Source organism: Spiroplasma apis B31 (assembly GCF_000500935.1).
Classification (GTDB): Bacteria; Bacillota_I; Bacilli_A; order Mycoplasmatales; family Mycoplasmataceae; genus Spiroplasma_A; species Spiroplasma_A apis.
In genome coordinates this window covers 150,551-173,961 of sequence record NC_022998.1, presented here as the reverse complement: position 1 = coordinate 173,961, position 23,411 = coordinate 150,551, and the positions used below count along the sequence as shown (strand labels likewise).

Here is a 23,411-nt window from a genome sequence, read left to right as displayed (position 1 = left end):
ATAGTACGACAAAAAAATAGACAATATGCTTGAAAGGAGTCGATATAATGGACGAAATTATAAAAGATTTAAATAAGAAAGAAACCAATAATAAGTTCTCGCTTTTTTTAAAGAATAACTTTAACAAAAGAATCGCAATGCGAAGAGTACAAAAGTTTGGTGGATGACTCAGCTCGATGATCATGCCAATAATTGGGTTGATGATAGCATGAGGATTATTAACTGCCTTTTTCATAGAAAAAGGATGGACACCAGTTGCAATAATAGAAGAATATATTGTTGGCAACGTAATAAAGTATTTGATACCAGTCTTAATTGGATTCAATGCGGGTAGAATAGTTCACAAAGATCGTGGTGGTTTTATAGCAGCATTTGTTGTTTTCGCTGTAGTGCTTGGGAATGAATATAATCCAGGTTTTGCAGAAAACTCAACATCTTCACCACAATTCCTATCAGCAATGATTGTTGGACCTGCTTCAGCCGGTATCCTTCTGGGAATAGACAAACTGCTAGATGGAAAAGTTAAACAAGGTTTCGAAATGCTTGTAAATAACTTTGTAATGGGATTTTTAGCATTCGGGTTAGGTATAGGAGCCTTTTATGGGATGCCTTATGTATTTAATTCAATCACATGAGCGCTTGGAGAACTAGTAAGACTATTGATAAATAACAAATTAATTTTTCTAAGTGCTTTGATTGTAGAGCCAGCTAAAATATTTTTCCTAAACAATGCAATTAACCATGGGGTATTCACAGCGCTTTCACAAGACTTATATAGACAATACGGAAAATCAATATTGTACTTATTGGAGGCTAATCCAGGACCAGGTCTAGGAGCCTTATTAACAATAATTATATTTGATAAAAAACAAAGAGGAAATGCAGCCGGAGCTTCAGTAATACATTTCTTTGGTGGTGTGCATGAAGTATACTTCCCATTCATCCTAATGAAAATTGAAATGTTAATAGCTTTAATAGCAGGTGGACTTGTTGGTGATGCAATATTCCAAATATTTGATGCAGGATTAATCGCGCCCGCTTCACCAGGTTCAATAATAGCTATTTCTATATTTATAGCTTCTGGTGCTATGAATTATGTTGGAGTATTTCTGGGAGTATTTGCAGCATGTGCAACTACCCTTTTAGTTGGGTCATTAATTCATATTATTATGAGACGTAAATACAAAAGTAAAGAACTTTCTTATGAAGAAGCAGTTGATAAAGTTAATGATCTTAAAGGTAAAGAAAGTAAATATCTAAAACCCAACAGTGAACATGGGGTCAGTTTACCAAATATCGAAGATGTTAAAACTATCATATTCGCCTGTGAAGCAGGTATGGGTTCAAGTGCAATGGGTGCTTCTGTTTTGAGAAAAAAACTTAAGGAAAATAAAATAGAAGTTGAAGTAATTAATCTACCTGTAAAAGAACTTCCAAGTGATGCAATGTTTGTAATTACACAAGAACAGTTAACAGACTTCGCTAAACAAAAAGCGCCAAACGCTATACATAAAAGTATCACTAACTTTTTAGATAAAAACTTTTATGATAAAATCATCCTAGATTTTAATAAAAAAATATAGATGACAGATGAAAAAAGAAAGACAATTTAGAATTTTAAATATACTAATAAATTATAAAAACGTAGAAAAAGAAATGTTGATTAGTTATTTCGATATTAGCCAAAAAACTCTAAATAGAGATTTTGAAGAAATCAACATTTTTTTAAAGGGCTTAGGAGATTTCATTATTTTAGATAATGATAACAACATTGAGTTCAAAGGAAATACGGAAAACATTCTTCAAAAGTTGCAGCTAGATGATAATTTTTTAATGAAAGAAGAATGATTATTATATATTTTCTTAATCTTACTGAGAGATAAAAAAACTACAAAATTACAACTAGCAGACGATCTAGATATTTCTTTAAATATCATTGAAGATGATATTGATGAGTTAAGAAATATTTGTAATAAACAAAAAATAAATTTAACAATTAGCAAACAAGGATTGAAAATTGCAGATGTCACTGAAGAAAATGAGATTGAAGCTGTTGTAGAACTTACAACTAAATGTTTGTTATTTAAAAAAGTTTACTCGATTTTGAAATTAAACAAAATAGAAAAACTTTTTTCTAGTTACATTTATACAACACTAAAGAAAAAATATAATATTGATATTTATAATAAGATATTTCATTGAATAATTGAGTACACATCAAACCACATTAATATATCTAACTTAAATGCCATTTTGCTATCGATCAAAATTACGTACTGATTAAATCATTCAAAGAACTCTATACTATTAGAAAAACTTAAAGACTCAGCTTATTATAACGAGTTCATTGATAATATTGGTGGGTTATATTGTAGTGATGATATTAATCACTTTTTAAGTAAAAAGATCTCAATAGATAAAAATAAAAATAGTGTTATCGAATTTGTAAACAATCTGGATAAAGGATTATTCAAGCTATTCAATGAAAAATTATGTCTAGATAACAATATAAAAGAAAGAATTGTAAATCACTTGGCATCAAATATTTATATTCAGAATGTGGATGAGTTTGTTATCAAAGAATACTCAAGAAGTTTACAACCATACAAAATGAAGTTTGTTGAACTATGAGAAGAAATTGAAAAAAATTTAGCTTTATACTTTAGAGATCTAAAATCATTTGAGGTTCTTGCATATGAAATATTTATACATGTGCTTGTATGGTTTGATACATACATATATAATGAAAAACTAAAGCTCTTAACTATCTGTATTGGGGGGTTTGGTCAGAGTGTTATGATTAAAAACCACTTAAAATCAATTTACCGAAATGCAGATGTTGAGAATTTACCTTACTCATCGGTTAATAAAAAACTTCTAATGAAATACGATTTAGTTATTTCTTCAATTGACTTAAGTGAATACAAATTACCAAACATTTTAGCTATGCCAATTATTTTAATTCTAAGTAAGAAAAATGACATACATAAAATAATAAGTGAAAAAATATATAGAAATTTAATAGGTGAGAAAATGGAGACACAAATTTTAAAAGCAGAAAATATATTAATAAAGCAAAAAGCAAAAAGCAAAATTGATGCCATAAAACAATGTGGTAATTTACTTATAGAACAAGGTTATATTACAGAGGACTATGTGAACTCAATGATAGAAAGAGAAAAAAAGTTCTCCGTGTACATTGGTAACTATTTAGCCATTCCTCATGGAATAAACGATGATGGAGTAATAAAAGATGGAATAGTTATTGTCCATTACGATGAACCAGTAGATTATGATTCAAATCCTGTGCACTTTTTTATAGGAATAGCAGCTAAATCTGACAATCATGTAGATATATTATCAAATATTGCTGAAAAGATGATGGATATTGACTTTGTCGAGGATTTAATCAAAAATCCTTCAAAAGATAGAATACTAAAGGAGTTCAACTTTTAATGAAAATTTTACATTATGGTGCTGGTAATATTGGTCGTGGTTTCATTGCTCCGATATTATTAAATAGTGGTTTTGTAACAGAATTTTATTTCATCGACAACAATAAAGAACTTATAAACAAACTTAAAAACAGCAAAGAGTATAAAATAAAATATTTAGATGAAAGCAATAAAGTTGATACCGTTAAAGGTTATAAAGCATTGTTATCTAATGAACTAGAGAGCAATTTGAGCTTAGAAACCATTGATGTGATAACAACCTCAATTGGCTCAGGAAATTTAAAGCATATCATAAGTCAAGTTATAAGTATAATAGAGGCTAAACAAAAATCAAACACACCATTAATTATAATGTGTTGTGAGAATGGTGAAAAAGTATCTTCATTCTTCAAAAATCAAATTGAGGAGCATCACGTTATAAATAATGATTTAATAAAATTTGTAGATGTTATGGTGGACAGGATCGTTCCAAATGAAGTATCTGATGACTTGAGTATCAAAGTTGAACCTTATTATTCTTGAGTAGCGAATGAAGATGCTTGACCAGAACAAACTAATAAATTTGAAACAATAACATATACAAATAACATTGATGCAGAGATTTGTAAAAAAGTATGAATGCTAAATGGAGCTCATGCAGCTATAGCTTGAAAGGAATGAACACTTACAAAGTTCGAGAAGAAATACATAAACATAACGTTAAACGACGCTAAGGACCACACTCTTCTTTATTTTTTACAAGATTATTTAAAGGAAATATCTGAAATAGTTTCAGTTGAATTTAATTATGACAAAGAAAAACTAGAGGATTTTATAGAAACCATTATCAAGAGATTCACCAATAATTATATTAAAGATGATTTTGAGAGAGTTGCTAGAAACACTATTAAAAAATTGCAATTAGATGAAAGAATAATGAAACCTTTTTTAATAGCTAAAAAAAATGATATAAGCTTTGTGAAGTTGAAAGAAACAATTAAAAATGCTTTTTCATATAACAATACTAATGATGAGGATGGAACTATTATTCAAAGTTTGTTACAAGAGAACAAATCTTTAGATTACATAATAAAAAAATTAGTAGAAAATATAGATGACTCAATAATCCAATTGATAACAAATTAATTATGTTTCGCTTAATCTTAAATAAAAAAATGTAGAGTAATCTACATTTTTTTAATTATTTTAAACCAGTTATACGATCGTTTTCAACGTCAATACTTTTTGAATTTGGTTCTTTATTTAAACCAGGCATGCTCATTATTGCATTTGTAAAAACTAAAATAAATTTGGCTCCACTATTTATTCTAACGTTTTTGATTTTCAATAAATAGTTTTTGTCTTTGGTTTCATTACCGTCAATTGCACTGTGAGACTTAACCATACAAAGCGGCAAGTTTCTATATTTTGAGTTCTCTATTTTTTCAATTTCTTTTTTTGCCTCATCTGTAATTGAGAAATCTTTCAAGAAATAAAAGTTTTCAGTTATTTTACTAATTTTGTTTTCTATTTTATCCATTGGGTTTATTAACTTTCTAAAAGTAAAGTTTGTGTTGGAAATCTCTACAACTTTTTTAGCAAGTTTTTCGGCACCTTTGGGGCCCTTAACATATGCTTCATTTATTTCTCACGGATAATTTTTCTCATCCAGCCATTCTTTTAAATATGTTAATTGATTTTCATCATCGCCCTCTATAAAGTTTATAGCCACTAAAAAATTTAAATCATAGTTCTTTATGTGTGAGATGTGTTTTTCTAAATGCTCAAAATTGTTTTCGAAATCTTTATGCAAATTCAATGCTCTTAAAGTAACCACCATAACTACACAATGAGGAATAAAACTATTTTGTTCGTTTACAACATTCATAAACTTTTCAAAACCTAAGTCGCTCCCGAACCCTGATTCCACTATAGCATACTCCCCTAACTTTAAGGCAAGATCTGTTGAAATAACTGAGTTTGTCCCAGTGGCGATATTTGCAAAAGGTCCACAGTGTACAAAAGTTGGTGAGTTATGTTTTGTTAAAACAAAGTTTGGTTTTATAGCATCCTTCAAAAGAGCCATTAATGAACCTGTAATTCCCAATTTTTCTAATAAAACTTCTTCTCCGTTTAAATCATAGGCCACTATACTTTCGTTAAGTCTGCATCTCAAATCTTCCTCGTTTTTAGATAAAGACAAAATAGTCATCATATTACTTGCTGCAGTAATCGTAAACTCTTCTTTTCTTGATAAGGTTTTTGATATTTGTAAGTCAACTTTTCTCAAAGCTCTATCATTTAAGTCTAAACATCTTTTTCAAATTATATTTTCTGGGTCGATATTCAATTTATTTCCTCAATATAATTCGGAATCAATAGAAGCAGATATTAAATTATTTGCAGTTGTTATTGCATGAATATCTCCTGTAAAATGAAGATTAATTTTATCCATGGGTATAACTTCACTTTCACCGCCTCCAGTTGCAGTACCTTTTCTACCAAAGACAGGACCTAAGCTTGGTTCTCTTAAAGCTAAAATTGCTTTCTTTCCGATGTAGTTAAGACCATCAGTTAAACCAATTGCAGTTGTTGTTTTACCTTCTCCTGCTGGGGTTGGATTTATCGAAGTCATTAATACTAATTTTGCTTTTCTTTCCAAGGAAGCGAAATTTTTAAAATTAACTTTTGCAATGTCATTTCCGTAGAGTTCGTACTCGTCTTCTTTCAAGTTAAGTGTTTTTAAAACTTCAGTTATTTTATTCATTTAAACCTCTTTTTATTTTTTTTTAAAAAATAAATTTCTACTATTAAAAAATATCCAAATATCAATGTAAGGGTAACCAAACACATAATTCTATTAATTATTATATACTTGTAACTGTTTGTAAGAAAATAAAAGTTCATAATACTCAAAACAAAAAAATATCCACAAATAAATAATGCTAAACAATCAAACGTCACAAGTAACTTAAACGCTTTTTTGTTTTTCTTCACTTCAAATCTTTTAATTATAAAGTATACTGTTGCAACTATAAAAACGGCTGACACCAATGTTGTAGCTATTCCTGTCACATCTATGAAATCTGATAACATACTTAAATTTACCATACTAGTTCTCCAAACTTTTTGTAATACCTTTGACTGCTAGGATTGAAATTCGCAAACTCATATCCTCTGTTTTTGATTTCCTTTATCAAATCGTTCAAAAATAGTTTTGCATAATGTGTTGAATGCATAATGAATATTTCACCAGGTTTTAGGTTGTCAAGATATCTTTTAATAATTTTATCATGACCGTGTTTTTCATAATCTCAGTCTCCACTTAGGTAGCCACCTGTAAAATAAGTTCTCTTTGTTGTTTCTAAAACTTTTTTCAAACCATTATAAAATTGAAGATAAGGCATTCTCATTGGAATTTCATAGTTTTGGTCTAACTCAAAGTTCTCTCTAATTAAATTGTCAGTTTCTAATATTTCATCTATTAGTTTTTGTTTATTGTTTTGATATTTAGAATGCGAATATGAATGATTACCTACGGACATATCTGACTCTTTTATTTTCTTAAATAATTCTTTTTCACTATTTTCATCAGCATATTTTTTTATATTACTTCCGGTAAAAAAGAAAGTACCTGTTGCGCCATTAGATTCCAATATATCAATGATCTCTTTATCATTAACTTTGTTTGGTCCGTCATCGAAAGTTAACATAACCACCTTCTCTTTAGTTGCTATCCTATTTATTACGTATGAGTTTTTGTCATTAATCGAATTGTAAACTAATGTTCCAAATAAGAATAAAAGCGTTAATATCATAAAACTATAAACGAAATATTTCAAAATTTTCATTTTATTCTCCTTAATTACTTTTTAATTAAAACATAGATAAGAAACTATTAAAACATTATTGTATTTTTTTTATTATAATATGTATTGGAAAGCAAAGAGTCAGGAATTAAATATGGATAACAAAATAATTGATGGTAAACAACTATCATTGGAACTTTTAAGTAATTTGAAGAGCAAAATTGAAAAATGTTGTTTACAAAGACCCCCAGTTTTAGTGATTGTTCAAGTCGGAAATAATTTAGCAAGTAACAAATACATAAAAAATAAATTAAAGGCTTGCGAAACTGTGGGAATTATAGGGCGACACCTTAGATTAGAAGAAAATATAAACCAAGAAGCTTTGAGTAAAAAAATAAGCAATTTGAACGATGATGATGAAGTTGATGGGATTATTGTGCAACTACCACTGCCCAATCATATTGATGGAAGCAAAATAAACAATTTAATTTCACCAACTAAGGATGCTGATGGTTTTACTCCAAATAGCATGGGAAGTCTAATTTTAAATAATACCAATATATTTCCTGCAACACCATCAGGAATATTGAAGTTACTAAAATGGAAAAAAGTTAACTTGGTAGGTTCTAATGTTGTAATAATTGGAAGAAGCAACATTGTGGGTAAACCTTTAGCAAATATACTTATAAACGAATCTGCAACTGTAACGATTTGTAATACAAAGACTAAAAATCTTAGCGAAATATGCTCAAAAGCAGATATATTAGTAAGTGCCGCAGGTTCCCCTGGTTTGGTAACAAAAGATTTTGTAAAAAAAGATAGCATTGTTATAGATGTGGGTGCAAATTTTGTTCAAGGTAAATATTGTGGAGATGTAAATTTCGATGATGTTATAAGCAAGGTTAGTTTAATCACACCTGTTCCTGGTGGAGTCGGTCCGATGACAATAGTTTGTTTACTTGAAAATTTAGTGAACTTATACTTGAATAAACTAAAATAATTAATATATATATAACAAAACCCCTTATAAAGCAATAAGGGGTTTTGTTTTTGTGTTGTTTTTTTAGATTTTATTTATAATTTTGTGTTCCTCATTCATAACTTTTGTTTTGTTTTTGTGCCTAATGGCAACATTAACAATCATAGAAATTAATGTCATTGAGAATACAACTCCTAATATTAAGATAAACTTAAATATTGTTGGACTCAAGAAAACCATTGTTATTAAAAATAAAATATTTACTAGCAGTGAAAAAAACGCATTACCAAGAACATGATCTATAATCATAGCCATTTTAAATTCATCTTTACTCACTAATGTTTTATAATAACTTGCTTTTGTTCTTTCTATAAGAATATAACCTGCACCAAAAAGAAACTGTACAGCAATTAAAAGAGCATAATAAAGAGTATTTGGATTATTAAAACCTAGAAACTTATAAGCTAATATATAAGCAAAAAGAGACATAAACCCAAAAACTATTAATAACATTCCAATCATGTTGAGTTGACTATGATATTTTTCTTTTAAGCTGACTTGTCTAAGTATTGCTTGAGCAATAAACTTAGAAAGAAAACCTAATACAAGATAGATATATGTATTACTCTCATTGAAAGAGTAATATAATTCTTTGTTTTCTAATCGTACAAAAAAGAATAAACATAATGCAATTTCAAGAAACTTAATGATACCTACAAATAAGTTTTGAGAGAATATAGATATAAAGAATATCTTATTAGATTTTAAAGATTTAAATTGGCTTTTATCTACATCCAGAACATTACCTTTATCCATTATGTTTTTATTTGTAAATAACAAAATTATTATAGTTACTGCCAACATACCTAGAAAGATAACATTAAAAGTATTTTTTGAATATTCGTTTATTATGAACGGTATAGGAATAGTCCAAAAAATTGTAAGGCTTGTAATTTTATTTGTAATGTGGGCGTTACCATTTCTTAAATCATGGCTTTTAATCATTTCTATATTAATTGGCACAAATCCTGCAATGAATATTCCAAAAAGAATTAATCCTAAAAAAAGCAAAATATGGGCCACGATATTATTGCTAAAAGAGAAAGCCAGAGTAGTAACAACTGTTGCAATCAATAATCCAAAACTATTAAATTGTAACAAATTCTTGTTCCCGACTTTTTTCTTAAGTTTCATTCAATTCGGTGTAATTATTAACATCAACACCGGCACAATTAAGATCGCTGCTAAATAATGTATATTAAATGAAACTACAATTTTATAAGGTATGAATGCCAAAAAGTTCACCATCAACATTAATGAAACTATTAAAGATAGCATTTGAATTATATAGTATTTTTTATCATCATAATATTTCATGTTTATTATATTCTCCTTATCTTCTGTGTACTGCTTAAAATTCTTATTAAATAAGAAATCATTTTTACCGAGTAACTTGTTGAATAGTTTTTCTACTCTCTTGAGAAAAATAATCGGTAAAAAACAATAAAGTGCAAACATTACATGTATGTGAACAACACGTGCCAAGTAAATTGCCATACCATTTTTTCAATCTGTTATTGCCGTTCAAAAAAACAAAATATAGAAATCGTTGAATGTTGAAAAGACTAAAAAAGCAATATAAATTATTATCCTATATTTGAAACTTTGTTTTCTTATTACTAACATTACAAGTCAAACGGTAATATTAGTTGCTAAATATGCTAGACCTTCAATGATGGTTGGTTTTATAAAAAACATCAAAAAGCTTATTGCCAAACTTATTGTTAGAGATGATTCTCAAGTAAAAACCAAACAACAAAGTACAACTACAAATAAACCGAAATCTAAGCCAGGAACTCAAACAAAAAAAATATTTAAACAAACACTTAAGGCACTAATTAGTGCAATTACACAAATTTTAATAATAGCTTGTGTTTTTTTAGTTTGTGAATTCATAAGTTCTCCTTTCTTTAATAAATTAAAAAAAGGCTCTTGGAGTTAAAATCATTCATACTTTTGTAAATAAAATGCATAATCATTATCCCCTAACTCTAATTAATTATATAGATATATTGCGCATTGAGGTACTCCAATTAAAAAACAAGAGCTATTACCCTTGTGAATCTTATTATTTAATTATTTTAGACATTTCAGTCAAGGGTCTTCTTATCTTTTCAAACGCGTGATGGTTTTCTTTTGATTTATCAACTTTACCAAGAAACGCACCCAAGACCAATCTTTCTTTAGAGAGATCAATTAAACCATTTTTTTCCAGTACAGCCTCAGCTTTTTTTGGATCAAAGCCTTCTGACGGACAAATGTCAAGATTTAGTTCTTGCACTGTATTTAATAATACACCAAGACTTAAATATACTTGTCTTGCCGCTCACTCACCAACATCTAAACTGTGTGTTTTTAAAACTAAATCCAAACCACTTTTACGATAGGTTTTTATGTGTTCAAAACCATCTGGTATATTTCTGTTGTTTTGTTCATCAATTCATTTATTGATTATAACTTCGTTAGTAGGAATGTATCATAACAACAGAGCTGACGATTTATTTACTCCTATTTGATTTCATCATGTCTCAAATAATTCATCTCTAATCTCTTTATTTTCTAGGTAAATTACCCTAAAAGGTTCCATTCCAAAAGAAGTTGGTGCCATTCTAATTGATTCTAATATTTCATTAATTTCTGTGTCTGATAAATTATAATTTTCTATGAACTTTTTAGCTGATCTTCTTTTTGATACAAATTCTAAACTTTTTGTCATAACAATCTCCTATAATTTAAACTTAAATAATATTAATAAATTTATACCTGGTTAGGTACTTATAAAGTATAACTTTTTTAGTTATGTATTACTCGATTTTAAAATTAAACTTGCCATTTTCATCATCAAATACAACTCCATCGCCATTTATAGCTAGCCTATTATTATAAAGTTGAATTTCAACCTCAGAGTGTGGTTGCTCAAAATAATCACAATTTTTGTATTTCTCCGATAATTTATGAACTCTTTGATTTTTACTTCCTATAAGTCTTCTTTTTCTATCTAAAAGTTTCATAATGAATGGCCCATCAATTAAAATATCTATTTTCGAGAGAATATCTTGGTGTTCCTCTAAAAGTTTCTCGTATATATAACCAGTGAAACATATTACAGTTAAATCTTTGTTGTAACAAAAGTCTACTATTTCTTTTAGACCGTCGGGTTGTAAGAAGGGTTCGCCTCCGATTAAGGTTACTCCTTCTATATTAAATTTTTCTTTGGCTTCAACAATCTTTTCAAAAATATAACTTGTAGGCATGAAAAACTTTGGTTCTAATGGTAAAAGTTCTTGATTGGAACAACCATTACACCCAATGTTACATCCTTGAAATCATAAAACAAATCTTGTTCCTGGTCCCTCAATATCACTGTTCATTAAAAATTTGCCTACATTAATATTCGCCATAAAATTGGAAACCTAATTTATTGGTAGTATCAATTGTTTTTATTTTACTTCCCGGTTTCATTGAAGGTAAATTCTCAAAAATAAACTCTGAGAGAGGGTCGACAAGGTTTGATTCTAAAGAGTTAACCACATCACGCCCACCTCTTCTTTCATCTGCATCTTTTAACAAAATTGATAATATTGTTGGATTTGAAAGATCTATGTGAAGCTCCACTTTGTATTTTTCATATATAGCCATCTGAAGTGGTCTAATTTTTTGTTTTATAATTGCCGCTTTCATTGAAACATCTTTAATAAAGTTGAATGGAACGATGTTATTTCCAAATCTCCCTAATAACTCGGGTCTATTTAACTCGTTTGTGAAATGATTGTGTACTTTTTTGATGAAGTCTTTAAATATTTCCTCTTTGCTCTGATTTGGTGATACGTCTGCTGCACCTATATTTGATGTGAATATTATAAATGTTTCACTAAAACTTATAGTTTGTCCAGTGTTATCTGTAAGTCTACCATCCTCAAGGATTTGTAAAAACTTATCAAAAATTTTAGGACTAGCTTTTTCAATCTCATCAAATAAAACTACACTAAAAGGCTTTTCTTTAACAGCATTTGTTAGCTGTCCACCACCTTCAAACCCAACATATCCAGGGGGCGCTCCTATCAACTTTTGATCTGCGTTGTCTTGGCCATACTCAGACATATCAAATCTAATTAAGTTAGCTTCATCATTAAATAAAAACTTTGTTATTGCTTTCGCTAACTCAGTCTTACCCGTACCTGTTGGACCCACAAAAAATAACGTTCCCTTAGGTTTTGAACGACTAGCAGAGTAAGTTATTCCAGTTAAACCGGTGAAAGCTTTGTAAATAACTCTGGTAACTTTTTCAATTGCGTCATCTTGTCCTATAACTCGTTTGCTCAACTCACTTTTGATAGATAACATTTTCTCATAATTCAATTCTTCCCAAGGAGATACCTTGTCACCATATTTATATATGTTCATCATATTAGCAAATGTTAGCGTTTGTCTGAAATTGCAAGTAAATTTTACAAAGTGAGACAACTCTTTGATTGTTCATCCCTCTGTAGCATCTACTATATTTTCAAACTCTTCATTGACATCAATTAATGATATTCTAACTTTTACAGTACTTAAAAACTGTTTGCGTTCTTCTCTACTAGGCTTTGGTAAAGTACTTATTAAAATTTCTGGATTGTCTAAATAAAAACTTGGCGGAAGTTGATTAATTTTTTTTGTGATAAATATAACACAACTTGTTAACTCATCTATTCTTGATATAACAAACTTAAACTCTTTTAAAGTTTTAGAGAACTCCGTTAGGACAAATCGATCTTCGATATCCATTGATTGTTCATTAAAAACAAAGTTAGTGTAGTCGGCAATGAAACCGATTGTTTTATCATCTTCCCTATTCAAGTTTTTATTCAACACTTTAAAAAAATCGATTGGCTTTCTCACTTCTGAAGAACTATCATCTGTTTGTTTATTGTTTTCAAAAAGTTCTTCAAACTCATTATAACTTGTATTGGAAGCCGCTTTCTTATCTTCATTTGTCAATATCAATGAGCTCATTTTGCTTCCTCTTAGACCAGAGTTTGTGTCATAAATGAATATGTCAGAGAAATTTTTCTCATTGAATACTGTTTTTAAGTACTCATGGACATTTACATATCTACCTTCCAACTCATAAATATCGTCAACATTTCCCTCTAATATGATGACTTTTTTTATCCCTATAATATTTTTTAATTGTTCCAACTGTTTTTTAACACTCATATTTACACCTACTTACTTGAATTGTACTTCTTTTTATGAAGTTTTTTTACATCTGCCACATATTTTGGCTCTCTGTATACTTTTTTATAAGCCTCACTTGAGGACAAACCAAACTCTTTCAACTTTTTCATAAAGTCGTTTGCATCTTCATCATGATCGTGATTTTCAAAGCCTTCATAGTTATATATGAAGCTTCCATCCAATCTTACTGCAAAGTCAGCAGTCTCACCAGATGGTTTTTCCCCATGAATGAAGATGACATTTTTTTCTTTTTTATTAATGATATTCTCGGGATTGACTACGTATCCTATGCTTCTTATTGCATTCACTATTTTTATTACGTTGTCTCTTCTTACTAACTCACTCTCTGTACTCTTAGATGCGTTTATAAAATAACTTTTAACGTTTTTGAATAAGTTTTGTTCATTCGTAACTTCTTTAAAAGTTGAGACTTCATCTTTAAGATAATCTTCCATACCTTCTTCATCTTTAATATATTCAATCGAACTTTTTACAACATCATTAATAATGTACTCTGGTTTTTGTTTTTGATTAAAAATGTAGTTTTTAGCTTCCTCTATAACATCGTTTTTAGGTAAATTTATTAATCTAACTTCGTTATCTATTAGAAACTTTTTTACAAGTATCTTATCATCTGTCGATACTTGGCTTTGAATAATTCCTTGTACAAGTTCTTGAAAACTAGCATAACTCTTATTTATAAGGGCATTGGAAATAAACTTTTGTTCTGTATTGACAATATCTTTTTTATAAATAAAAACTTTAGTTTTTAAATCTGCAATAGTTTCTCTTTTTCTTTCTAAATAATTATTAATTTTATTATATTGTTCTATTGCTATGTGTTCGTCTTTTTGAACTTCCTTAGCCATTTCATCTGCAATGCTCATATCTAAAAGTTCTTTTTCTACTTCCTTATATAGTTTATTAATCTCCTCTTGATGAAAATTTGAGGCGTCAATCATTTTGCACTTCTCTATTTCTTCTTTTATGTAACTTAGTAAAAGTTTTAAATCTTTTTTGATTAACTCAAAATGTTTTTTACAATTAAGTAATACTTGTTGTGCTGACATACTCATATTAATTTCCTCCAAAGACTTGTTGATAATGGTCCAGATCTTTCTTATTAAAGTTTTTTTGTTTACCAAATATAATACATAATGCTTTAAATATATTTGTTTCGTTTTTATTAATTCATTTTTCTTTTTTTGTATCTGTATTTTCGACATACTTGTTTCATGCTAGTTTCAACTCTATTGGAAAGCTAGATATGTTTTCTTTAATATTCGAATCTAAAACCTTTTCGCATTTGCTTAAATAATTTCCTGCTAATAGCTGAACTTTATAGTTTATTGTATCATGGTCCTCTACACTCAATGCTTTTCTTTTTACATCATAATAATAAGGGTATAATTCGTTCAATAAAAGCGCCAAGGCCTGTAAATATGAACTGTAGTTTTGCATACTTAAGTTTTCTTTAGTTACAACCCTAATTATTTTCAGGATGCTTTCGTAGTTAACTTCAACCTCTTCAAGGTTATTGTTATATAAATCTTTTAGTAACTCACCTACTTTGTTTATCAACAATGAATGCTGTTGCCATGTTTTAGAGTCAAACATATTTTCATCGACTAAGTCTTTTTTTAGATTATCTTTTGCATACAATAACAAATTTACTAGCGAATCATTATGATTTTCCAACCAGCCATCGAAGTTATTTTTTTCTAAAATAGAGTTAATCAAAAATATATTTTCTATTGAAGTATTTTTATAGAATGATTGCAATACTCTAAATAGGTTTTTAGACTTTTTGAAACTGTAGTTTTCAATTCACTCCAATGTATTAAAACTAGTGTCGTCATTAGTAAGCTCTATGATACATTTACACAAGCACTTTTCAAAAAAGTTTATTCCTTCTGAGTCATTTTCAAAAACATAACTTGTTTTGATCTCCTTTATATCATTATTACTTTTTAAACATTCCTTTAAAAAAGCGATAAGAACTTTTTGAAGTTCTAACTCCAAACCAAGTTTTTTTGACACTGTGTAAATCAGCTCAGAATTGGTAAAAACTTTTTGTGTTAGTTCTCAACGATAGTTTTCTAGTGTTTTTACAAAAGAGTCTTTGAAAGTAGTATCTAAATTTAAAACTTTTAATTTTTTACTTTCAACTAAAACCGGTGTCTTGAAATCTAAGTAATTCAAATATTTATCTAACAAAGTATATGCTTTAACTTTGTTTTCAGAGTCAACATAAATCAATGAGCTCTCATTTAAAAACTCATTATTCATGTTTTCAAAATAAACAATATTTTTGTTGTTTGAAACTTCTAGCAATTTATTGTTAATTTTAGAATTGTAAATAATTATAGTGTCCGAACATGATGTTACCTCTTTAGTTTTAAGAAGTTTGTCAACTGAGTAAATATCTTCACCATTAATTAGTAGAAGTGACCAATTATAGTGATTAGAAATATCATTCAAAGAAAAGAAATTGTCATAATGTGTGCCTTCTATACCAACATTTGTTTTGGGAATAAAAATCTCTTTCAATTTATTTGTATACTTTTTCAAAACTCCCTTAGCTATTTCTACCTGAGCAACATCATTATTTTTAAGATAGTTATCTATAACTTTTTCTTTTGTCTCAATTTTGAATCAATTGTTTTCTATTATAAGTTTTCCTTCTACTGCTTTTTGCACATTATCAATATTTTGTTCTACAAATGTAGGATCTAATGTATCATTTTTACCTTTAAGTTCAACCTGAATGAATTTAGAGTTTTCACCAAATAATTCTTTGTTCTTTTCCATAAACTCAATAGCTTCATCTTCTAAGAAATGATTGTTATAAAAAAAGTTAGGTTTTTCTGTTACTTCGATTAAGCTACTATACTTAACACCTGAAACTCTTTTATCTCAATTGACTTCCCTAATTCTTTCATAAGTTTTTTTAATAGGATCAAAACTAAGTTTAAAATCTTGGTATTTATTATATTGTGAAATACTGTATATTTTTTTTAAAAAGTTTTCTTTTATTTTTTCGTTTACCCACATATCTTTGGTTTTTAAATCCATATCTAAGATACTTCAAATGTCATTTGACTTATTTGTTTCAACAATATCAAAGTCAATTAAATCTTTAAGCGCTCGTTCAAAAATATATGCGTTTGTTATCTTTAGGTCTCTTTCAAGAATTTCTCTTATGGAGAGATTCTTATTCGGATGAGTAATCAAAGTTGCTAAAATCACAAATTCAGGAAAAGTTGGTTTTCTTATTTCTGAGTACTTGATTTTTAGTTGTAAAACTTTCTTGTTATATAAAATTTCAATTTTTTCAAAAACCATCTTATCCTCCTTCTTAAATATCTTTTAAAGTTAAAAAACTTCCATCATATTCAATTTTGTCTATTATTGATGAGTATATTTCGTGTGTGTTTATGATATTAGGGTCTGAAGTTTTCGGTATTTTAACTGTGATATCATTAACCGCTCTTTTTGAACCAACGATAATTAAAAGCTCTCGCGCTCTACTAAAGGCGACATTTATACGCTCATATTTTTTTAAAAACTCTCTGCCACTCTTTGATGATAACTTGGCAGGATTACGGACAATATTAACTATTACGTAGTCTGCCTCTTTCCCTTGAAAATCATCGACTGTATTTACAACAATTTCTATATTTTTAAACTTGTGATTTCGTAATTTGTTTTTTATTTTTTTAACATGTAAACCATAAAAACTAATTATTGCTAGTGTTGGTTTTTTATCTAGAGATAAATTTTTAACAGACTCATTTAGTTTAGATACCATGTTAATGGTTATTTCAACTTCTAAGTCATTATAAATACTTGTTGAATTATCTTCTCTCTGTTCAAAGAATATTTCATCATTTTCATCATATGTTGAGTCTATTCAATACACAGAGCTATTTTGATTAATAATCTCTTTGTTTTTATTACCCAGTACTATAAGATTGTGTTCTTTTTGGTCACTAACATTTTGTTCTACTTTAAGAAAGCCGTCATAAAATTTATTAACAATATCCATAATTTTACGATGACTTCTATATTGTGTTCTTAATAGAGTAGTAATTTCTTTTTTATTAACACCAACTAAGTTTTTAAATGCGGATTGATCTAGTAATTCCATCAACTCATAATAATCGTAATCTTTTCCCAGTTGCTCATTAACTGTTTTAACATCACTTGGTTGAAGTTTAAAAATTGGAGGTAACTGTTTATAATCACCTACAAGTATTAATGTTTTCCCATAAATTAATGGCATAAGTATTTCTAATAAAGTTGCTTTTGAAGCTTCATCAATAATAACAACATCCACATCTATTGACTTTAAACTAATTTCTTCTAATCCTAACTTATTTGCCTGCTCGTTTTTATTAAACTTGAAAAGGTTTGATGAGGTAAGAGTCATCGCATAAACATTTATAATATTTTTAATAAGCGTAGGCATATATTTTTTTGATTCTTGTATCATTTGTACTGTAAAGTTATTTGTTGCCACTTCACTGTCAAAATCATCTTCTATCTTGTAATTATCTTTAAGATAACTTGTTATCAAGGAATAAAACTCATTCAGTTCTTCTCTTTTACTTTGTTTTGCTTCCAACTCACTAGAAAAACTATTCAACTCTTCTCTAAGAATTTCTTCTAAATCGATATTTTTTAAATCTAGGTTCAAGTTGAACTTGTTATTTATTTTTTTCAATAAACTTGTGAGTTCTTTATTATTCTCAGTTCGTGACTTATATAGTTTTTGAAGTTTTACTTCTAAATTGTTTATTTCAACTTCTTGATTGTTTATGATACTATCATCAGCCAAAGAATATTCAACTTCATACAGTTCATGTTCTAGATCTGTTTTTAAGAAATCTAAATCTTTGCTCAAGGAGAAAAGAAAGTTATTAAATTCTTTTATTAACGATACTTCATCCAAAGTTTTCTCAAGTGTGGATATCTGACTTTCTAATTTTAAAACATTCTCTAAATTACCCATTTTTTTATTTTGGTATATGTCTCTTTTTAATGCTGCAATCTCTTTATAGATGTCATTACTAAATAAAACTTCTTCACAAATGTTTTCTAAAGTTCTAACAAAATTCTCGCTAATCATAAAGCTTAAATTATTATTTCACTTAAAGTCATCGAATAAGTTTTGATACTTCATTTCATATAAACTTTTTAATTTATCACTTATTACAATTGCCATACTAAAATCTTTTGTGCTCAGCAATTCTATAAAATTTTTTAAATTTAATAATTCATCTTTTAGTTTATCTTTTTTTCTAAACAAGTCATTACGTTTAGACTTAAATGTTTGCACATTAGATTTCATTGTAGTAATTTCTATATCTAAGGCTCTTATACTATTATTTAATTGGTGAAAACCTTTACTATTATTTATAAGTTTTTCCAACTCCATAATAGTATTATTAAATTCTTCGATCGAGAAACTTTCTGTTCTCAAGTATTCAAAAACTGAGTTTGCTATAGATTTATAATAGTTGTACACAACTCTCTCTGGGGAGAAATTATTTTGCGCCTTAGATGAAGTATTTAATCTATTAGTAAGTCTTAATCTATTCACATTTGGTTCATATGGCAGGCGATCAACTACATTCTTAATAGCTTCATGATTTTGACTTGAAATCAAAACTTTTCTATTTTTTTGGGATAATTGATAAATTATTTCACATATAACTTGGGTTTTACCAGTACCTGGCGGACCTTGTAAAATGAAAACATCTTTAGAGTTTAAGGCTTTGTTAACAGCTTCTTTTTGTTCTTGGTTAAGCTCATATTTGTAATTTTCTAATTCTTGTAAATTAGTACTCTCTGTTAGCTCTAATAATTTTGTGTTAAACAAGTAATTTATCAAGTAAGGGTTCTTGGTATTTCCCTCTGCTATTCTTTTTAATACTTGTTTACTTCTCTCAATTAAAACCTCTTCTCCTACACCAGAGTAAGCTAAATAACCTGTTTTGTATGTATCAATAATGTTTTTCTCATTAATGTTTGTAGTCTCTATAAAATAATCAGTTTCAAAAGTTACTTTTAAAACAAATCACTCAGATAATTTATTTGCATGCTTAGTTAGAATACTTTTCAAATCTTTTCTTGTGCCTAAAAAAATATTTTGCTTTTCTTCTCAATAGGAAACAAAATTTATTTGTTTTTCATCTATTGCAACCAACTCTGAGAGCGAAAGAAGTTCCTTACTATCCTTATTTTTATCTAACTCGAAATCAAACAAAACTTCTGGGTCTCTTTGAAACTCTGACAAAGAAGGAAGAGCTCTATTATTAACCAAGGGTATAAGAGCTAAACTTTCCATAACTTTAAAATTATTCACTTTATCTAAATTATTTGTTAATAAATCTATTGTAACAAGATCAACCACATCAAAATAAATATTTTTATTCTCAAGTAACGTCATAGAATCTAAACTTAAATAAAAATAATTTTTGTTTTTCGTTTTAGATACTATGAAAGAATTTAGGTCATCAGTAAATTCTTTTTTCTCAACTTTAACAACTCTACTTCAACTTAAATTTAAAAATGGAAGTGCCACTTTTCTTTGAACGCTTAATAAATCAGTCAAGAAATTTAAATAATTTGATCATTTATTTTTAGTTTCGATAAACTTGGAAACAAGTACACCTATATTTTCTATAGTGCTAGAGTTTAACAAATTCCTTCTTAGTAGTTCATCTGTTTGAAACTGGTTTTTATATTTTATGAGTTCTATCGATGCTTCGTCGATTGTAGTTTCAAAGTCTTGGGCTTTATTTGAAAGTCTAGTTTGAAATATAGAAGTTATAGTTAATACAGGTGCCTTTGGATTAATATTTACAAAAAAACCTAGGTATGTTTCCTTAGGTAACTTTTCTTGACTAGTTGTATTTAGTTCCATTCTGATTATCGCATCATAAACATAATCTTCATTTGATTTTGAGTTTACTTTTCTTGTAGTATCATTCACTAAACAAATAAAACCTTGTTTCATTATTGAATTACGCAAGAAAGATAAAAACTCTTGATATGTTTTTACATTTTGTATTTCAAGCTTTTCAATAATCTCATCCAAGGAGCTGTGATTTTCTTTAAAGCGTACATTTTGCATAAAAGAAAAGTCTAAAAATATCTCTTTATTTTCATTATTCTTTATCATATTTTGCATAATCTAACCTCGAATTAAATATATAAATAAATTATAACACCTTGAGTTTAATTATCTTTATGCCAAAAAAAATAACAAATTTCACAGGTTTTAGTGCGGGAGAGTATTTTCTAGTTTATATAAAAAAAATAAATGATCGCAAAGTATTTTAATATAAAAGCAGTTATACAACAAAGTATTTATCCTGTTATTTCGTTAATTATAAAACTCAGAAAAGAAAAAACACCACAAAGGTGTTTTTCTAAATGTGTTTGTTTTAACTTTTATTACTCTTTTTTATTTAATTACGAAGTTAACTATTTTATCTAAAACTACTATTTCTTTTAAAATAGTTTTCCCGTTTAGGTTTTTAGCAACTTGTTCTAATTCTTTTGCTCTTTTTAGAACTTCATCTTTTGCAGTTCCTTTAGAAACCTCCATTGTAGTTTTAAGTTTACCATTGACTTGTATTGCAATCACAACTGTTGATGATACAAGTTTGGTCTCATCATATGTTGGTCATTTTTGCAAACACACAGATGGTGAATTCCCGATTTTTTCCCATAACTCTTCAGCTAAATGAGGAGCAAATAGAGATAACATAATCAAGAACCCTTCTACATACTTCTTATAGACGGGTTTTTCTTCTTTATAAACCGCATTAACAAACACCATCAGTTGCGAGATAGCAGTGTTGAATTTGCATTCTTCAACCATTTGTGTGACCTTTTTAACAACATCATTATATACGAAATCTAAATTCTGATTTTCGTGGTTATCTACTAAAACCACTTTTTCTATCATACGATAAACTCTATCTAATCACTTTCTAGAACCATCTAAGCCTTTGAAACTTCAAGGTAAGGAAGCTTCAAGTGGCCCCATAAATAATTCATAAAGTCTTAATGTATCTGCACCATGAGATTCAATAATATCGTCTGGATTGATGACATTTCCTTTCGATTTACTCATCTTTTCGCCATTATCGGCCAAGATCATACCTTGATTAATAAGTTTATGAAAAGGTTCTTTAGTTGGTACTATATTTAGGTCGAATAATACTTGATGTCAAAATCTAGCGTAAAGTAAGTGAAGTACTGCATGTTCTTGTCCACCAATGTAAAGATCTACAGGTAATCATTTTTTAAATAAATTCATAGCTTCTTCACTAGTAATATCCACTAGGTTATTTGGACTAGAAGTTAAAATGTATGCCAAATAGTATCAACAAGAACCAGCTCATTGAGGCATTGTATTTGTCTCTCGTTTAGCTTTCATTCCATTGTACTCTATATTAACTCATTCACTCAGATTTGCCAATGGTGACTCACCCGTTTTAGAAGGTTTAATATAATCTGTCTTAGGAAGTGTTAAAGGTAAATCTTTTTCGTCAATCAATGCAACATCACCATTTTCCAAAAATACTAAAGGAAAAGGTTCTCCATAAAATCTTTGTCTAGAAAATAATCAATCTCGCAATTTATAGTTAGTTGTTAGAGTTCCCATGTTTTGATTTGTTATTTTTTCATTTATGCATTCAAGTGCCTTGATTCTGTTCATTCCATTTAAAAATTCCGAGTTAATATGAATAGACTCGCCAACAAAAGGTTTAGACATATCCTTAGTCTCTAAAACAAATTTAATAGGTAAATCATATTTTGTTGCAAATTTTCAGTCTCTCTCATCATGGGCAGGAACTGCCATTACTGAACCTGTTGCATAATCGTTCAACACATAATCAGCTATTCAGATTGGAACATTTTCTTTTGTAATAGGGTTTATTGCGTAACTTCCTGTAAAGACACCATTTTTTTCTTTTGAATCATCTTGTCTTTCCACATCAGTTTTCATTTGAGTGCTTTTGATGTAATCTTGAACTATTTCTAAGTTATCATCTGTTGTTACATCTAAAACTATTTTATTTTCAGGAGCTAAAACAATATACGAAACACCAAAAATAGTGTCTGCTCTTGTTGTAAATACAGATATTGTTTTGTTCAAACCAACCACAGGGAAATTTATTATTGTTCCATTAGATTTTCCTATTCAATTTTTTTGTAATTCTTTTACTGAATTCGGTCAATCCAATTCGTCTAGGCCTTCAAGTAGCCTATCAGCATACTTGGTTATTTTTAGAACTCATTGCTTCATAGGTCTTTTGACTACTTCAAATCCGCCAACTTCAGATATCATCTTACCGTTCTCTAATAATACTTCTTCATTAGCAAGAACAGTTCCAAGGCCTTCACATCAGTTTACATTTGCATCTTTAATCTCTGCTAGGCCCTTTTTATATAATTGTTGGAAGATTCATTGGGTAACCTTATAATAGTTTGGATGACTAGTATTAACTTCTTTATTATAATCGTAACTAAAACCTAATTTTTTCAATTGATTTCTAAATATTATAATATTTTTTTCTGTAAATTCTCTTGGATCATTTCCTGTCTTCAATGCATATTGTTCTGCAGGTAAACCAAAAGCGTCTCAACCGATTGGATGTAATACATCATAACCTTGTAGTCTTCTTAAGCGAGCAAATGCATCAGTAGCTGTATAACCTTTGGGATGTCCAACATGTAATCCTGAACCACTAGGATAAGGAAACATATCTAAAATGTAAGCTTTTTTATCATTATGATTTGTCGTTACATATGTTTGATTATCTTCTCAGAACTTTTGTCATTTTTTTTCTATTTTTTTATGTGAGTATTCCATTTTTTACCTCTATA

Annotated in this window: 15 protein-coding genes; 4 read left to right on the top strand and 11 right to left on the bottom strand. The window is 28.5% G+C overall.

Features of this window, described 5'->3' with window-relative positions; translation table 4 throughout:
• Window positions 1–47 precede the first annotated feature (47 nt).
• Genes SAPIS_RS00770 through SAPIS_RS00760 form a run of 3 tightly spaced genes read left to right on the top strand, consistent with a single transcriptional unit; the run spans window position 48 to window position 4,580 of the window.
• Window positions 48–1,583: a PTS mannitol transporter subunit IICB gene (locus SAPIS_RS00770; protein WP_023788921.1), complete on the top strand. Its 1,536-nt coding sequence runs from the start codon at window positions 48–50 to the stop codon at window positions 1,581–1,583.
• A 7-nt stretch (window positions 1,584–1,590) separates the two neighbouring features.
• Window positions 1,591–3,456, top strand: a complete 1,866-nt coding sequence (locus tag SAPIS_RS05150) for a PTS sugar transporter subunit IIA (RefSeq protein WP_023788920.1) — start codon at window positions 1,591–1,593, stop codon at window positions 3,454–3,456.
• A complete protein-coding gene (locus SAPIS_RS00760) occupies window positions 3,456–4,580 on the top strand; it encodes a mannitol dehydrogenase family protein (protein WP_023788919.1) in 1,125 nt (374 codons plus the stop codon). Before SAPIS_RS05150 ends, SAPIS_RS00760 begins: the two co-directional genes overlap by 1 nt.
• Window positions 4,581–4,635: 55 nt before the next feature.
• Here SAPIS_RS00760 and SAPIS_RS00755 read toward each other — a convergent pair whose 3' ends face one another.
• Genes SAPIS_RS00755 through SAPIS_RS00745 form a run of 3 tightly spaced genes read right to left on the bottom strand, consistent with a single transcriptional unit; the run spans window position 4,636 to window position 7,285 of the window.
• On the bottom strand, window positions 4,636–6,201 hold the full coding sequence (locus SAPIS_RS00755) for a formate--tetrahydrofolate ligase (protein ID WP_023788918.1): 1,566 nt from the start codon (window positions 6,199–6,201) through the stop codon (window positions 4,636–4,638).
• Window positions 6,189–6,545, bottom strand: a complete 357-nt coding sequence (locus SAPIS_RS00750) for a hypothetical protein (RefSeq protein ID WP_023788917.1) — start codon at window positions 6,543–6,545, stop codon at window positions 6,189–6,191. Before SAPIS_RS00750 ends, SAPIS_RS00755 begins: the two co-directional genes overlap by 13 nt.
• Window positions 6,539–7,285, bottom strand: a complete 747-nt coding sequence (locus SAPIS_RS00745; protein WP_023788916.1) for a polysaccharide deacetylase family protein — start codon at window positions 7,283–7,285, stop codon at window positions 6,539–6,541. Before SAPIS_RS00745 ends, SAPIS_RS00750 begins: the two co-directional genes overlap by 7 nt.
• Before the next feature lie 112 nt (window positions 7,286–7,397).
• On the opposite strand from SAPIS_RS00745, the gene SAPIS_RS00740 reads away from it, so the two are divergent.
• Window positions 7,398–8,243 carry a bifunctional 5,10-methylenetetrahydrofolate dehydrogenase/5,10-methenyltetrahydrofolate cyclohydrolase gene (locus tag SAPIS_RS00740; protein ID WP_023788915.1) on the top strand — a complete coding sequence of 282 codons (846 nt, stop codon included), beginning with the start codon at window positions 7,398–7,400 and terminating at the stop codon, window positions 8,241–8,243.
• Window positions 8,244–8,306: 63 nt separating this feature from the next.
• Here the strand turns inward: SAPIS_RS00740 and SAPIS_RS00735 are convergent, their stop codons facing one another.
• The 8 genes from SAPIS_RS00735 to leuS form a co-directional block, all read right to left on the bottom strand.
• Window positions 8,307–10,178, bottom strand: coding sequence for a hypothetical protein (locus SAPIS_RS00735; RefSeq protein WP_023788914.1), 1,872 nt, complete (start codon window positions 10,176–10,178; stop codon window positions 8,307–8,309).
• A 172-nt stretch (window positions 10,179–10,350) separates the two neighbouring features.
• A complete protein-coding gene (locus SAPIS_RS05145) occupies window positions 10,351–10,998 on the bottom strand; it encodes a nitroreductase family protein (protein ID WP_023788913.1) in 648 nt (215 codons plus the stop codon).
• 88 nt (window positions 10,999–11,086) lie between these two features.
• Window positions 11,087–11,683, bottom strand: coding sequence for a 4Fe-4S single cluster domain-containing protein (locus SAPIS_RS00725; RefSeq protein ID WP_023788912.1), 597 nt, complete (start codon window positions 11,681–11,683; stop codon window positions 11,087–11,089).
• Window positions 11,670–13,481: an AAA family ATPase gene (locus SAPIS_RS00720; protein WP_023788911.1), complete on the bottom strand. Its 1,812-nt coding sequence runs from the start codon at window positions 13,479–13,481 to the stop codon at window positions 11,670–11,672. The genes SAPIS_RS00725 and SAPIS_RS00720 overlap by 14 nt, the downstream gene beginning before the upstream one ends.
• An 8-nt stretch (window positions 13,482–13,489) precedes the next feature.
• Window positions 13,490–14,578, bottom strand: a complete 1,089-nt coding sequence (locus tag SAPIS_RS00715; protein ID WP_023788910.1) for a hypothetical protein — start codon at window positions 14,576–14,578, stop codon at window positions 13,490–13,492.
• A 1-nt stretch (window position 14,579) separates the two neighbouring features.
• Window positions 14,580–16,847, bottom strand: coding sequence for a hypothetical protein (locus tag SAPIS_RS00710; protein ID WP_023788909.1), 2,268 nt, complete (start codon window positions 16,845–16,847; stop codon window positions 14,580–14,582).
• A 13-nt stretch (window positions 16,848–16,860) separates the two neighbouring features.
• Window positions 16,861–20,700, bottom strand: a complete 3,840-nt coding sequence (locus SAPIS_RS00705; protein WP_023788908.1) for an AAA domain-containing protein — start codon at window positions 20,698–20,700, stop codon at window positions 16,861–16,863.
• Between the two features lie 276 nt (window positions 20,701–20,976).
• Window positions 20,977–23,397: a leucine--tRNA ligase gene (gene leuS, locus SAPIS_RS00700; RefSeq protein WP_023788907.1), complete on the bottom strand. Its 2,421-nt coding sequence runs from the start codon at window positions 23,395–23,397 to the stop codon at window positions 20,977–20,979.
• Window positions 23,398–23,411: the final 14 nt, after the last annotated feature.